10 protein-coding genes and 1 pseudogene are annotated in these 15260 nt (G+C 58.5%); 2 read left to right on the forward strand and 9 right to left on the reverse strand.

Translation table 11 applies throughout. From position 1 onward, the window contains the following. Positions 1-85 precede the first annotated feature (85 nt). The gene (locus tag I41_RS13635) at positions 86-601 is read right to left on the reverse strand and encodes a hypothetical protein (protein ID WP_145433215.1); all 516 of its coding nucleotides are present in this window, start codon (positions 599-601) and stop codon (positions 86-88) included. 203 nt (positions 602-804) lie between these two features. Beyond that, positions 805-1443, reverse strand: a complete 639-nt coding sequence (ycaC, locus tag I41_RS13640) for an isochorismate family cysteine hydrolase YcaC (protein ID WP_145433216.1) — start codon at positions 1441-1443, stop codon at positions 805-807. Between the two features lie 594 nt (positions 1444-2037). Between ycaC and I41_RS13645 the strand changes: the two genes are divergently transcribed. Next, positions 2038-2394: a 2Fe-2S iron-sulfur cluster-binding protein gene (locus I41_RS13645; protein WP_145433217.1), complete on the forward strand. Its 357-nt coding sequence runs from the start codon at positions 2038-2040 to the stop codon at positions 2392-2394. A gap of 215 nt (positions 2395-2609) precedes the next feature. Beyond that, positions 2610-2993, forward strand: a complete 384-nt coding sequence (locus I41_RS13650; RefSeq protein WP_145433218.1) for a site-specific integrase — start codon at positions 2610-2612, stop codon at positions 2991-2993. A 25-nt stretch (positions 2994-3018) separates the two neighbouring features. Here the strand turns inward: I41_RS13650 and I41_RS13655 are convergent, their stop codons facing one another. From I41_RS13655 to I41_RS13690, 7 genes and pseudogenes are all read right to left on the reverse strand, one after another. Next, the gene (locus tag I41_RS13655) at positions 3019-5397 is read right to left on the reverse strand and encodes an arylsulfatase (RefSeq protein WP_145433219.1); all 2379 of its coding nucleotides are present in this window, start codon (positions 5395-5397) and stop codon (positions 3019-3021) included. A gap of 341 nt (positions 5398-5738) precedes the next feature. Next, positions 5739-7328 (reverse strand): annotated as a pseudogene (gene tnpC, locus I41_RS28085) (IS66 family transposase). A gap of 64 nt (positions 7329-7392) precedes the next feature. Beyond that, positions 7393-7734 carry an IS66 family insertion sequence element accessory protein TnpB gene (tnpB, locus tag I41_RS13670; RefSeq protein ID WP_145433222.1) on the reverse strand — a complete coding sequence of 114 codons (342 nt, stop codon included), beginning with the start codon at positions 7732-7734 and terminating at the stop codon, positions 7393-7395. Further along, positions 7734-8081: an IS66 family insertion sequence element accessory protein TnpA gene (gene tnpA, locus I41_RS13675; RefSeq protein WP_145433223.1), complete on the reverse strand. Its 348-nt coding sequence runs from the start codon at positions 8079-8081 to the stop codon at positions 7734-7736. The genes tnpB and tnpA overlap by 1 nt, the downstream gene beginning before the upstream one ends. Before the next feature lie 103 nt (positions 8082-8184). Then, entirely contained in the window at positions 8185-10953 is a 2769-nt protein-coding gene (locus I41_RS13680; RefSeq protein ID WP_145433224.1) for an alpha-amylase family protein, read from the reverse strand. A 664-nt stretch (positions 10954-11617) separates the two neighbouring features. Then, positions 11618-13084: a hypothetical protein gene (locus I41_RS13685; RefSeq protein ID WP_145433225.1), complete on the reverse strand. Its 1467-nt coding sequence runs from the start codon at positions 13082-13084 to the stop codon at positions 11618-11620. Positions 13085-13188: 104 nt separating this feature from the next. Next, positions 13189-15141: a redoxin domain-containing protein gene (locus I41_RS13690; protein WP_145433226.1), complete on the reverse strand. Its 1953-nt coding sequence runs from the start codon at positions 15139-15141 to the stop codon at positions 13189-13191. Positions 15142-15260: the final 119 nt, after the last annotated feature.

Below are 15260 nucleotides of genomic sequence, written 5' to 3' on the forward strand. Positions count from 1 at the left end.
CAGCAGCGGCGGGACACCGGCGAGCTATGGTCTACGAAAACGAATCATGCCCCGCCGTCTGCTGCAGCGCCTGGTTCGGCGTGCTTTACTCCCCGACAACCTGATCCCGGTACGCCTGCCACGCCGCCACGCCGCCGCTGATGAGCCGACTCAATTCGTCGGGCGAGCCGATTACAACCGCAGACGGCCAACGGCCCTGGACCCGCGCACGTTGCTCCTCGCAGACGACGACCACCACCTCGTCCTCCATGATTGGAGTGGCGGACATGTTTCCCGCGCGGCACAAGTCCCACAGAAACTTGACAAGCTCCGGCGTCACGCCGTGCACAGAAGCCATCAGGCCGTCGCACTGCTCGGAACTTCCCAACTCGGACGCGAACACCTCGGCCGACCCGCCGTCCTTGAATTCGACCGCGTAAGACCCGAAGTCGTCGGGCTTCGCTGCGCCCGCCGACTTGAGCAGCTCTCGGACGGCCGCCCGCTCGGCGTCGGTCAGCCCGTCGTCCACCGGCACCGACTGCATATTGCCGGTGAACGGGTTCTTCCGCTTAGCCGTCCGGGTGCCCAAGTTACAGGTGTGGCAGTGGATGTCGAAGCTCATCCTGTTGCATGCCCTCCGCCGCCGAACGTCCCCGATGACTTGCCACGGGCGGAACGGCGGCCGCCATCAAACCGGCGGGAGTGAAGGCGCTGAGGCTGCTCTTCGTCTTCGCAGCCTCTGTGCCTGAACGGGTAGAGGCAACCGTGCTCACCACAAAAAGTGTGGCATTGCCCGTGGTTAAGTCCATCGGTCTGTTCGATGTCTTATTTTTTTGCGGCGTTCAGCCCTGCCATGTAGCTCGTAATTAGGCAGCGATAAGATGGCAAGTGGTTGGAAAAGAGAGCGCCAAGCCCTTCAATGTCATTTCGCCAATCTCTGTGTAACTCACAAGCCGCGCCAAACCATGTCAGTAACTGACATCCAGCCGCTTCCATGCGTGACCATGCTGCGTCTCTGGTGGTTTTGTTGAATGTTCCTGATGCGTCAGTGATAATGAAGACTTCATATCCTTCTTCACGAGCAGACAAGGCGGGAAATGCCACGCAGACTTCTGTTACAATACCCGCGATGATCAACTGCTTCTTTCCGGTTTCTTTGATTGCCCTCACGAAATCCTCGTTGTCCCAGGCATTGATTTGTCCGGGACGTGCGATATAGGGTGAGTCAGGAAACATTTCCTTTAACTCTGGAACCAAAGGACCGTTCGGACCGGTTTCAAAGCTTGTGGTCAAAATAGTCGGCAACTTGAAGTATTTGGCGGATTCAGCGAAGGCGAGGACATTGTTCTTGAAATCGTCAGGCGAGAAATCCTGAACAAGATTTGTCAATCCAGACTGATGATCGACCAAAAGAACGGCTGAGTCGTCTTTGTTAAGGCGGTTGTAGGTGAACTCGGTTTTCATAGTTTGTGTTTTTTTGGTTGGTTGTGTGGTTTTCGGGTTATTTTGTTGTCGAACTTGTTATTAGACAGAAACTTCTTCAGTAAGCCCTGCATATTGAAGGGAACATTCAGTAAGCAGCTTGCCTATTCTAACGGATGGCCTCAGGCTGCTTCAATCTTAAGCCCCTGTCGTCGGAGCGGACAGAGAATCGGCAGCTCCGAAGCAACCCAGGACGAACCGACATGGGTCACGAGCGCGGATCGTCGAATTGCCGAGCTAGACCGCATCACGCGAATAGGGCCGCACGTGCACGCTGCGAGCCCGGTTCCAAATACGTTGGTTTGCCGGAGTGTTTCTACGGCCAGAACGGCTGCCGAGTGCCAGACGCGGCGCGGAGATGGGTTTCCGGAGCGCCGGGCCAGTGCCATCAAAAGCATGGGTTGACGACGCACGGTATGCGGCGGGTCAAAACCGGTCGAAATCGATCACCCGCGCCCAACGGGGTGGCGCCCGCCGGCCGTACGGATCGTCATGGGGCGACGCCCCGACTTGCCCGCATCTAGATGGCTTGGAACAATGCGATTGCCATTCCTGAACACCTGTCGGGAGCCATCAATGCCAAAGCTAGTCGTAGAAGGGGTCGGCGAATTCGAGGTCACCGAAGGCAAGCGCCTAGTGCTTGCTCTCGGGCAAGACGCGGGAATCGATCAACTGCATGCCTGCGGTGGGAATGCACGCTGCACAACCTGCCGGGTCGAGTTTGTCGCCGGCGAGCCCGCTCGGATGACAGTTGCCGAGCGTGACGTGCTGGCGGCACGTGGCTTGTCGGGCATCAGGCTTAGTTGTCAGATTGTGTGTGATCAAGACATGACCGTTCGCGCCATTAGCCGGCTGGCAGGGAGCGGGCGAAAAGATGCAGGACACGAACCGGCCGCCGAGATCGAGCCGCCTCCGGAATGGATTAATAAATAAGTGGCGCCGTCGCTTCAATAAACGGTCCCCTTTTTGCCTCGCTCAGGGATTTTGAAACGCCTCCCACCCCTTTCCTCGCGAAGACTGCGAACTAGTCGCCTGGCAATATTGCATGGAATGTCGTGCGACTGTGACCTAGCGTCCCCACGGCCGATTGAATTCGGCGCTGCGTCGTTGAGGGGATTGAGACAGCCGCGGCATTCACGGCCGAACGCATGGCGCACTATGCGGCCGGGCTGTCGGACGCCGGCAAGAGCGCCCGCACGGTGCAAGCGGCCATCGGCGCCGCCAAGAGTTTCACGCGCTGGCTCGTTACTTGTGAGAAGCTGCCGCGCGATCCGCTGGCGAGCGTCAGCAAACCAAGCCCCGAGGCGAATCGACGCCGGGAGCGTCGGATGCTGCTGCCGAGCGAATGGCCCTATTTGCTTGCGGCCACGCTGAGCGGCCCTGTTCGCAATGGGATGGACGGACCTGACCGCGCTTTACTCTACCCAGCAGAGAATTCTGCCAATGGCAACTACCGCGGCGGCCCAAGGCATCGGACGCTTCATGTTGTGCTCACAGGAGAATTGCTACAAGCAATTGGATCGTACTTGTAATTGGCTCGATGGATCGGTTTTGATGTTATTTCTTGGTCAACTCAAACGTGACCTTGTCGATCATGCCTGTGAACGCGAATGGCGTCTTGTAGCCCGGGGAAACGGGTGTAATCGAATCTCGGCCGACTTCGAACGGCTCTAACCCGTGGCGGAAGACCGATCGCCTCAGTTTGCCCCCACCGGCCGGTTTTCCGTTCACGAAGAACTCAAGCGTGCCCCCGCCTTCTTTGGTTCCGTCCGGTGTGAACTCCGTCTTCAAGGTCACCTTGCCCTCGGGCAGGGTTTCCGAGCTAGGAATGCTTACGTCGGCGATGTCGAAGAACGTGTAACGGAAGTTCGGCTTTCCGTCCTTGACGTACAGCGACCAGCCAGCCGAGAACGCCCCCGCGCAGGTGATCACGCCTTCTGCCCCGCCCTTCGGGATCACTAGTTCGGCCGTGATGCTGTGCGGGCGCGGGAAAAGTTGCGGACCGATCGGTTCGGGCAGCCAGACGCTATTGCCGTAGTAGGTCCAGCTCGTCTTCGGGTCGCCGGCGATCCGAAGTTTCGGGTCCATCCGCTCGGAGAACCGCGGGTCAAGCGGAAACACGCCGTACTTCTTTGCCTCGTCGAGGAACTTGGCTTGCAGTTCCTTCAACTTGAGAGGCTCTTTGGCCGCGAGGTTGTCTGCCTGGCTGAAGTCTTTGTCGACGTTGTAGAGTTCCCACGGGGCCGTCAGGAAGCCGTCCCCGCGACCGGCCGTTTCCCAGGGTAGCCCGTACTTGCTGCACGCGACCCAGCCGTCGTGGTAGATGGCCCGGTTGGTCGCCAATTCAAAATATTGCGTCGTTCGCCGGTCCTTGGCCTTCGCGTTGTCGAATGAGTAGAGCATTGACACGCCTTCGATCGGCTTTTGCGGAATGCCATTCACGACTTTTGGTTCGGGAATCTTGCACGCCTCCAGGATCGTCGGCGCCACGTCGATGACGTGATGGAACTGACCGCGAATCTCGCCTTTCGATTGGATGCCCTTTGGCCAATGGACAACCATCGGGTTGCGGGTACCGCCGAAGTGGCTGGCCACCTGCTTCGTCCACTGGAACGGGGCGTTCATCGCCCACGCCCAGCCGACCGGCACGTGCGGCTCGCTCGTCGGACCACCAATCTCTCCGAGGCGTTTGAGGGTACTCTCCAACCCGAGCTGAACGCCGATCAGGCTGGCGATCTCGCTGAAGGTGCCTTCCAGCCCGCCCTCGGCGCTCGCGCCGTTGTCACCCACGACGTACATGACGAGCGTGTTGTCGAGTTCACCGGAAGCCCGCAGGCTGTCAATCAGCCGACCCACTTCGTAATCGGTATAGGCCATGTACGCCGCGTAGTTCTCCATCAGGCGCGCATACACCTGCTTCGCCTCGGGCTTCTGTTCGTCCCACGCGGGAATTTCCTTCGGCCGCGGCGTGAGCTTTGTGCCCTTCGGGACGATGCCCATTTCGAGTTGCTTCGCGAGTGTCAATTCGCGCTGACGGTCCCAGCCGTGGTCGAATTTGCCGACGTACTTCTCACGCCATTCCTTCGGGGCGTGGTGCGGTGCATGAACGCCGGACGTGCTGAAGTAGTTGAACCACGGCTTGTCTGGATCAGCAGCCCGGACGTTGCGCGTCCAGGCGATGGCTTCGTCGGTCATATCTGCGGTGAAGTGGTAACCCTGCTCCGGAGTTTTAGGCTGCGGCGTCCAAGTGGCGTTTCGGTAGATCGTGGGGTAGTACTGATGAGTCTCGCCCTGGTTGAACCCATAGAAGTAGTCGAAGCCGACGCCGGTGGGCCAGCGATCGAAAGGCCCGGCCGGACTGATGTCCGGCTCCGGCGTGTTGTGCCATTTGCCGAACATGCCTGTAGCGTAGCCGTTATCACGAAGTATTTCGGAGACCAGCGCGGTGCTCTTCGGGATGACGCCCGTATAGCCGGGATAGCCGGTGCCCATCTCGATGATGACCCCCGTGCCGCAACTGTGGTGATTGCGTCCGGCGAGCAGTGCGGCCCGCGTCGGGCTGCACAACGCCGTCGTGTGGAACCGCGTGTATTTCAGCCCATTGTTGGCGAGCGCGTCCATGTTCGGCGTCGGGACCGGCCCGCCGAACGTCGAGCACATGCCGAATCCGACGTCATCGAGCAGGATGACGAGCACGTTCGGGCTGCCCTTTAGGGCCTTCACGGGCAGCGGGTAGCTCGGAGTCGAGTCCTTGTAAGTCTCGCCGATTACGCCCTTGAACGCCGGGTCGGGTTGAGGCAGTTGCACACTGCTCACAGCAGGCGGCCCCGTCGTCGTGCTCTCGGTAACAGCTCCGGACAGACGCTCTGCGGCCGACCGCCAGCCGAGAACGCTAGAGAAGATGAGCACAACAAGACCGACATACTTCGTTCGCATTGGAAACATCGTCCTGTCGAGGAGACTTTTAAAGAGCAGCGGTCCGACAAAAGATTGGATACATCGCGAAGAGCACACAGTCGCGAGTATAATTGGCCACCGGCGGATTAACGAGCGTGTCCACGGTGTTGGAACCGCTGGGGGAGGGGGGCGACAATCAAAAGTTACGGCGTCGAGTTTGAAAAACCGCGTCAAAAACGTTGGTTTCCTGACATTCGTCAGGAAAAGTCGTTAGGTGATGAGTCTTCGGGCGGCGACATGTCTAAACTCACGTCACCTATCAAAGCGCCGAGTAGTCGTCAAAATTTAGCTTCTCCGTGTCGCACCATCCGGCCGTACAGCTACCGCGACCAGCACCGGCGAGATTCCGGGTGGGCCGCCAACCAAGTGTTCGGCAGTAACGCCGCGACCGCAGGCGGCGAATTTCGCGATAACTGGATCAGCAGATCGCGCACGTAGGCAAACCGCTCGACCTGATTCGCCTTAGCGCTGGCCATGATGTTATAGAGGACCGTAGCCGCCTTGCCGCCGTTGTCGCTGCCCGTAAACAGATGATTCTTGCGGCCTATTGCTACCGGACGAACGCTTCGCTCACTCAGGTCATTGTCGATCGACAGCGCGCCGTTCTCACAGTAGCGAACCAGTTCGTCCCAACGCGGCAGCACGTACTGCAACGCTTGGCCGACGGGACTCTTGGGCAGCACATTCTGCTCGGTGGCCTGGAGCCAGTGGCGAAACTCACCGAGCAAGGGCAACGAATACCGTTGTCGCAGCTCCAGACGCTGCTCATGTCAGGCCAACCACGCTGGCTCGCTGCCGAGTCCGTCGGACCCGATCAACTCCTTGGCGTCGCGTTGGATGCGATAGAGCCGCGCAACATACGCGAGCGCAACGTGGGCGACTTCGGGCTGCACCGTGCGGGCGTCATAGAACTTCCGCCGCGCATGCGCCCAACAGAGCACCTGCTTCACGTTGCCAATGGCGTAGATGCCGTCGTAGCCGGCGAAGGCGTCGGCATGGAGGTAGCCGGCGAAGTTCGCCAGAAACTCCACCGGGCCATCGCGCCTGCGGCTCGTCGTGTAGTCGTAAACTGTGAAGGGGTTCCGCCAGTCGCCGCAGTAGACCCAGAATTGGGCCGTTCGGGTTTTGGGCAAACTGGCGTCGAGCACGCGGACCGGCGTGTCGTCGGTGTGGATCGATTCCGATAAGCGAATCCGGTCGACCATTTCCTGATAGACCGGCTCCAGCACAGCTGCAGACTGCATTGCCCACCGGCAGAGCGTGCTGCGCGATAGTTCCACGCCGCTACGGGCGAACACGTCTTCAAGTCGGTAGAGCGGGAGATGATCGGCATACTTGCTGACCAGGACGCTACTCATTAGGCCGTGTCCTGGAAGTCCCTTGGCAATCGGCTTGTTGGGGACGGCAGCAATGGCCACCTGTTCTTGGCACCGCCGGCAGGCGTACTTCCAGCGTCGATGCTCGATGACTTTCAGAACGGCCGGCACGAATTCCAGTTGCTCGCTCGTCTCGCAGCCGATTCGCTGTCGCGTCTCACCGCAGCACGGACAGGGCTTGTCGACGTCAGCCAGGTCGTGGTCCACAAATTCGCGGGGCAGGTGATCGGGAAGTGGTCCACGACCGCCGCCTCGACGAACGTGCTCACGGACGACCAGAGATGCGGCATCTTCGGGAAGTGGGGACGGGGCTGCGGCCGAGTCATCCGAGTCGCTTCCGTCAAACATCGACAGTTGGTTGGGATCAACTCGTTCACTGCGAGGACCGTAACGACTGCGAAGCAACTGTTCGACAAAGTGTTGCGACTGCGCCAAATCGCGTTGCAGTTGATCGATCGTCGACTGCTGCTCTAGATCTGATGGCAAAGCGACAGATCGTTCGGGGGATGAATGGCATCCGTGTTCATGGAACATTAGACGAACGCGCACACAACATGGTTCGCTCTTATGTGAACAGCAAACCTTACGTAGTTATCCGCTACCGCTTCCTTCGCCGAACGCTGGCCAGATCAATGCCGGCCAACAGCAGTGCGAGATCCGCTGTGGTGAGCACGACGTGGTTCGTCTCCTCGTTGACCGCCGGCAGTTCGAACGTGCCGACTTCGAGTCGCTTGTACCAAATGGCCAAGCCATCCGCGTCCCACCACAAGAGCTTGACACGATCGCGACGGCGATTGACGAAGACGAACAAACCGCCTTGCAGCACGTCGCGGGCTGCTTGCTCAGCGGCGAGCCGCATCAGGCCGTCAAACCCCTTGCGCATGTCGGTGGCGCCGACGCAAAGGTAAACGGCTGTCGCTCCGGGAGCCAACGCGAGCATCAGCTGCCTTTCAGAACGTTGAGCACTGTTCGGAGCAACACTTCGTCCACGCCCGGTTCGATGCGGAGCGTCGCGCCGTGCACTTCCAAAGTCAGCGCCGACGTCGGTAACACGGCTACGGAGACCGGTATAAGGCGAGGCGCCAAGGGCCGACACGCTTTCGTCGCGGACTGCCCAAGCTTCGTCTGTAAACGCAGCTCGCGCTTCCAGAGATGAAACGCCGATTCGGTAAGTCCGTGCTCGCGGCAGAATGCGGTAATTGTCTGGCCGCTCTGCTGCCAGTCATCGAATTGACGCCGCCAGAACGCTTCTCGTTCCGCCCGCGAACGTCGTAATCGCTTGGTCATCGCTCGTCCTCCTGAGGATCCTCAGGCTAACAAGAGCGTCAAGATGCGGATCGTGGAACGGCAACCAATTATCGACGCCGGCGCTGTCACCGACATGCAACGGTTACTCGCCAATCACTTGATCGCTCTGCGAAATAATCGTTACCTTCGCATGGAGCGAAGAGTGTTCTTGCGAGTCGCAGTTGCACGCTATCTTGTTCGTGCCCGATTTGAGAAGCGGGATCTCGCCTTGCGGTACGACGTCGCGGAGAAATACGCCTTCCGCATCATATACTTTGCAGTCGCCCTTCGAACGGAACTCCAGGTAACAGCCGCTTTCCAACGCGACTGGGAAGGTGATTTGGCGGCCATTGACGGTGATCACTGGATTTACTATCGCACGCTTCGAGTGTCGCAACGCTTTGATGGGACTGAAAGAGCACTTTACTTCCTCGCCTTGAGGAAGGTCGTTGTACCAGATCTTGAGAGCGTCGAGCTTGCCATAATCAACCCAAAAGGTAGAGGCGTAAGGATTGAACCGTCGCAGCCGATCGGCGTCGAAATCACGATCTGGGTCGGAATAAAAATACGGCCAGCCATAGTCCAGCAGAGACTCAGATTCTGGCGCAACGAACTCAAAGTACTTCCACCCAGTAAAGTCGATGACGGCGTAGTGCTCGCTGACGCCGTGACTGACGTGCAGTGGAGCGCGCCACTGAAAGTTAATGACCTCTCCTTTTCCGTCGCCTTCGATCCATAGACCAAAACCTCGATCCCGGAGGTCCACTGGACGCTCGAAGTTCTTGCCTACCATCGCCCATGCGCTATGCCGATGGGAGTTGCTGTTCTTCGCGGAGAAGACGCCGCTCGTTGGAAAGGTCTTGCCCGGAATTTCAGTTGCCTCCAGTTCGCTGACGACTCCTGCGCTTGCCTCGCCCTCGCCAAATTCACTTTCGTCGTCAAAGGCCGCTAGAGTTTCGCCGCTCTCAAATGATTCTAAGGACATTAGCGCTTCGATTCGCACTTTGACCGGCTGTTCTGAAAAGCCGTTGTTGACACTCCAGTATTCGCTCACGCCATCGGCCAAACGGATTTTGTGCACGTCGTAGGCGACCGGGCGAAAGCGCCAGTCGCCGTCTGCCGACGACTCGAGCGTGAATTCTTTGCCCGGAACACCGAGCTCCTCCCGAACCTTGGGGCCTACCGCATTTGAAAGGCGCAACTCTTCGTAGCGCTTAACCAGTGCGCCGAGGCGCCGTGCGTTGTATGAATTCTCGAATGTGTCGGGGTCAAAACCCATCAGCCATGAAAGACTGTGGTCGCCGGCAATGGCCTTACACATTAAGTACTCCATGTCATCCGGAAATGTTCTCATGCGGTCTTTGGGCGACCAGTCGAAAACGCACCACCAGCCGAGATTCGTCGGCAGGTAAGCTTGCTGCGAGACCTTATTGTCCAAGTAATGACGGTCGATAAACCGCTTGTAGCCCTTCGAGGGCGCGTCCCACGCCCCCAGGCGAGATCGGGAGAACCACAGATGGTGGTCAAAGCTGCTCATTTCGACGATCGCCGGCCGATTGAGCTTGCGGCAGAGAGCATCGACGAATTTACCTGAGTAATACTTGGGGCCTCGAGGCAGGCGTCCCAGCAGATCGGCGCCGTCCAGTGCATCGAGATAAATCATATCGAACCCGCACTGGTTGTAGACATCGGCCGTTCTCGCCGCGACCTCGTCGAACATCGGCGTGTCGCCGTCAGGCGCAAAAAGACCGAAGCACTCTTTCAACCGATGGACCTGGGCGCCGAGCTTGTGGTCTACAGGACTCGTCCCGTGGGCTCCGCGTTTACATTCGGTAAACGCGTAGGGTGGAGTCTTCGTGACGCCGCTGAACGTAATTAGCTCATCATCGATCTGGAGCGTGACGCTGTTGCGAACTTGAAAGCCCGTGAGCGTCGACACTTCCGCCGTAGTTTCCTTTACGTCGACGCGGCCAGCGGACGCCGTGAGAGGCGCCGCGAGCGTGAATGTGCCGCTTTTTGCCAGATGCTTGCTTGGAACAGGACTGACCCACTTACTATCCTTCGCGACGAAGAATGCGTAAGTGTGCAGTCCTGCCGAAAGCCCCTCGGCGTGAAGTGCATCGACGACGTTCTTTACGCTTGTGAGGCCGTCAGGATAGAGACGCAGATCGGGCTCCAGATCGCCATAGCGCAATGTGCGTCCCGTATGGAAATCTATCTGCTTCGCTCCGATGGACTTGGCCGTTGCAATCCAGTTGGCGACAGTGGTCTCGGAAATCGAGCCAGGAAAGTCGATCAAGTAGGAACCTCGATTATCGCTCGCATCCAGTGCCCAAGGACCGCCTCTGTCGGTTTGAGGCAAGCTCTGGTGAGCCGTGACGACGTCTTTGATCACATTCCGCAGTTCGCTTCGCGGGCAACCAATGATCGCCGCCTTCGCCCCGTGAAGCCCGGGCCACGCGGCGCACGTCGCACGAAGATGGGTAGAAGAAGTCCCCGGAATTTCCGTGACGTCAGTTTCAATGTTCAGCGCAAGCGCACAGGCGCAAAATGATTCCATCGAAGCGTCGCGCGCAATCAGCGGCACGTTCACGAACGAGAGTTCCTCGACGTCCGGACCGCCAACGGCCAGTATTTCAAAGGTGAAGTATCGAGGTGCGACGCGTACTGCAATTCGCACGTTCGCGCCGGACTCGCCGAATCGAATGTCGAGCACGTCGTCGGAATAGGTCGCCGCGGTCGCCGCATAGCTTTTGCCGGCCTTCGTTATGCTGGCAAACGAAGCATCGCGAGAGTGGTCGCAGTAATCTACGCCCGACTGCTTGTCGACAAATTGCGCCGTTGTACCATCGGCGGCGATAGCTATTGTCACGAACTCGTTCTCAAGCAAGATGGTTTGCGGCGAGCCCGCTCGCACGGACGAATTGCTCAGCAAGAGAATGACTGCCGTTACTGGCCAAGCCAGCGACCGCACGTATCTAGTTGGCAAGCCATCGCGGGCGGCCACGCTAGTAAGAGTTCTTGTCGTAGGCATGGAATGAGAGTTTCTCAATGGTTGCAAAATCGGCAAAGAAGGTGAAAGACCTCGCGAACCAACGCTTCCTTGGCCGCAGCGTCTTGCGGTCTTTCAAGCCTCCGCTTCAGACATAAGGAGCGGCCGGCATTGATAGACCGCGGCGTGCGCGAGGAGTTAACGTCGCTACGCATTGGCTGTTCCGAAGTAGCCGAGCGGCTCGTTGCGGTGTTCCCATTGAAGAGCGGAGTCTTTCCCACCGCGAGCCTGCATAAAGGTCTTGACGCGATTTGAATGAACCAGCTGACAAGGGTCGGGCTCCATGCGGGCTTGGACGTAAACACGCATGATTTGCGAGTCATGCCTGCTTCCCAGTTAGGAGTGTCGTGATTATGACGCGCGGTCCAGGCATTGAGCAGTACGACGAGCAGAGCGAGTGCTTCCCAAGATACCGCCTCAGTTGCAACCATCTCGCTCGGATGTTAATGCCGAAGCGTCCCAAGTGGAGGGCGGACGAGTCCAATCAGCTTTTTGGGGATGTCTCACGCGCGTAAGCGATGGTGATGACGTCGTCCAGGGCACAGTAGATGGAACTTTTAAGCCGCTGCATCCGCTCGGCGGCGCCGACTTGATTCTCAATGTCGCAGATGTTCTTGAGGCAGACTTCCAGTCCCTTGGCGTAGCACCGGCGTCCTTCGTCGACGAGATTAGGTTCGAGCAGATAGACCGGAACCGCGGATGTCCCGCCGGCGAGTCCGATGCCAAAACCAATATGAAGCTCGCCTGGCCCAGGATAGTCCGGCAAGCCCTTCAGGTGGATGCCGTCAGCATCGTAGTTCATGTTGTTGAAGTACGCGTCTTCTGCGAGCTGGAACGTGTCACACAGCGTCTTGTGGGCAGAAGCGTTCTTTGGTTGATAAAGCTCATCCAGCACTTCGCTCAGAACGTCGTTCACGTCTCGCTCGACGTTGGACATGATCTTGCCGCCGAACGCGATGTTGACCTCTGCGCCGGGGTTGGTCACGGGGCCTTGGTAGAACAGCGTCGACCTACCGCCGTCCGCATAGAGCTCCTTGATGTGAGCTCCTGTTCTCTGGGTGTAGGGAAGAAACCAGCGCTGGCGATGGCAGCGAAATGGGGGATAAACCCAGAAGCCGGCCGATGTCCCGAATTTGCAATGCAGCCTCTCGATAAAGGCCTTGCGATCGGGTTGTTTGACGTACTGGCCGTGATGCCCTTGGTCGAAGATGCTGTCGACCTTCTTGCTGAGCTCGACCAAGTTCGACTTGTCTTCCTCAGTAAAGCCACCGTTCCAATCGGCCCAGCTGATTGTAATCGCGGCAATATACTTGTCAGGAGCTCGCTGACGGATGTAGTCCGCACACCTGGCCGTGACGTCGTTGTAGTACGTCGCCTGCACGGGCCAACGCTTCATGCAGGTCTCGCAGGTGCAGCGACCTAGATCTGACGCCTCGAGGTGATAGCCATCGAAATCATACTGCAGAATGAAATCGATGATTTTCTTTTGCCATTCCCACGATTCGTCTTTTGACGCACACATTGCGTGCGGGTTGGGCCCTTTGACCCTCGCATCATGTTGGATGATCTTGTCGAATCCCCAACTATAGACTCCTAGTCCATAGACTAGCTTGATGCCTCGGTCATGCGCCGCCTTCACAATTCGCCGCACGCGGGCATCTCGACCGTCGCTGGCAGCGCTGACGATGTCAATCGGCCATCCCCATGCAGCAAACAGCCCAAACATGTCGAACATGTTGTAGCCTGCTTGCGACTGGAGATCTATTGTGCGGACGATGCTCTGCTCAGCGACGTCATCCAGGACGTCGGGCGGCCAAGAGGCAAACGGCAGGGGCTCCGTTCTGACGTCGTTGATCCATGCGCCGAAAGCAATGCGGTCGTCGAAAGCCTTTTTGCCGGCGTGAGAATCAGCTGAGGTCCCGCCGACTTCAGCGACGGCCCTGTTCGCCAAGAGACCTACCCCGGCCGCGGACGCTGCAACAACAAAATCGCGACGATTGACTGTCAAGGGATTTGCCTGAGTGATTGGAGCGACTGATTGGTTGCAAGGGGCATTCATTCTTTTCGTGATGGCAACAGGGAAAACACCCTCGATACTTCCTCCACCGTCAAGGCGTCGTCATTATCACGATCGAGAGGCTTGAACAGTCCCTGGTATTTTGGCGGCACCTCGTCGATCACAACCTTGCCGTCAATATTCTTATCCAGGCGATCAAAAAGCTCTTGCGCGCGCATCTGCGAACGCTCTGCCGTCGTCACGCCCTCTAACGAGCCGACGGGAACGACATAATCAAAGTATCCGATCATCATTTCGTCCCAGGTCTGCTCGCCCCAGCGGACGAGTTTCGTCGGATCGGGATTGCTAGGATTATCTTTGGAATTGTCGAAGTGAGCGACGCAATGGAGCCGCGTGTCCCTGGGCAGTGCGAGTGGCGTGACGAGCCGATAGGCAGTCTGCCAATTGAAGTCATAGCGCGGAACGTCGAGCAGCGGCCGACGTTCGCCGCTTGGGAGCACGGCTTCGTACTGAATGGACTTGCCGCGGAGATGCATGTGCGGATTCAATGCCAACAGGCGGGCCGAAGCGGGCAAGCGGGAACTTGATGCGTCTACCCGGTAGTTGGCGTCGTGCGGCGGAATTTGGAGGTCCGTGTTCACGGCACTGGCCGTCCGCACCTCGTACTCTACGCTCTGCGGATCGACGAAGATCATTCCGACGCGACTCTGGTCGAATTGTTCTGATCCAATCGGCGTGTAGTGGACCTGGAACACCAGGCGCGCACCGGCCGGAATTTTGCGAGCCATGCCGGCAGGGTAGGGGCGAACCCGCTGGCCGGGCACATAAATCCCGTCATATCCGGCGGCGCCGCCGCGAAAATGCTCGCCGCTATCGTCTCCAGTACTGACGAACATCAGCACATGGTGCACGACGGCGCGATTGCCCGGCTGGATCTCGACGGCGCTCACCCATTTGTCTTCCTGGAATCCGGATTCAATTGTGAAGTATTGATAGCGGACCTTCCCATCTGCCGGCACCTGAAACGGTTTGTCCGTTAGCGGTGCGACGAAGTCGGGCATTCGAGGCAACTGCCAACCATCAACCCAGGTGCGCGGCTTAGGCAGATCCTGCGGGTCGCCCTCTGGGGCGCCAGCATCGACCCACGCCTTGACGAGCGCCTTCTCTTCGTCCGTTAGCCGTCTGCCATTCTCAAAGGGGCCGCTTTCGGCGCTGGCGTGCCAAGGAGGCATCCGTCCGTCTTGCACGACCTCTTGAATCATCTCGGCCCAACCGACGACTTCTTCGTAGTCGTCTAGAGCGAATGGCGCGATCTCGCCTTCGCGGTGGCACTCGACGCAGCGATTCTGCAAGATATGGGCGATTTGCTTCGAGTAGGTCACCGATGAGTTCGGTTGCGGTTGCTTGACGCGCCCAATCTGACAACCGACGGCTGCGGTCATCGGAACGGATACTTGCTTACCCGCGAGCAATTCGTCGAGGGCAGCTTGCAGGTCATGTCGCTGCGGCTCGTCACGGACGTAGCCGACCCCGTACTGATCGTCGACGCGTCCCCAGTATCTGATGACGCGTTGGTCATCCAAGACAAATACCGTAGGCGTTCGCTCGGCTCCAACGGAATCTGCGACTAAATTGGAAAGGTCCTTCAATAACGGAAAGCGGATGTTATGGTCGCGCACAAACGCTGCGATTTCGGTAACGGAATCCTGAACGTTCGCATCGAGACCGATGAAGCTGACGCCGCGCGGCTGGTACTGGTTTGCTAGCTGTCCAAGGCGCAGGCCGTAGCGCTTGGCCAGGGGGCATTCCGTGCCCAGAAAGGCCAGCACGACCAGCTTACTCGCTGAAACGTCCGCCAGTGAGAATTCTTCGCCGCGAAAGTCGTGGAGTTGAAAATCTGCGACCTTTCGTCCCAGCGGCGACTCGGCGGTCACAGCAGTGGCGAGCGTTGAGATGATGACTAAGACGGTTGGGAACTGTTTAAGTGTCATTCGACTTCGGGAGTCAACCGTTTAGAGGCGCCCAGCAGGAGGAGACGTCGCAAGTCAATTCTCCGTCGCCGCGTAACCGATCATCCGCGTTGGCGGCGTACGGCGAGGTCGTGAAAATC

It is taken from the genome of Lacipirellula limnantheis, from assembly GCF_007746075.1.
Taxonomy (GTDB): domain Bacteria; phylum Planctomycetota; class Planctomycetia; order Pirellulales; family Lacipirellulaceae; genus Lacipirellula; species Lacipirellula limnantheis.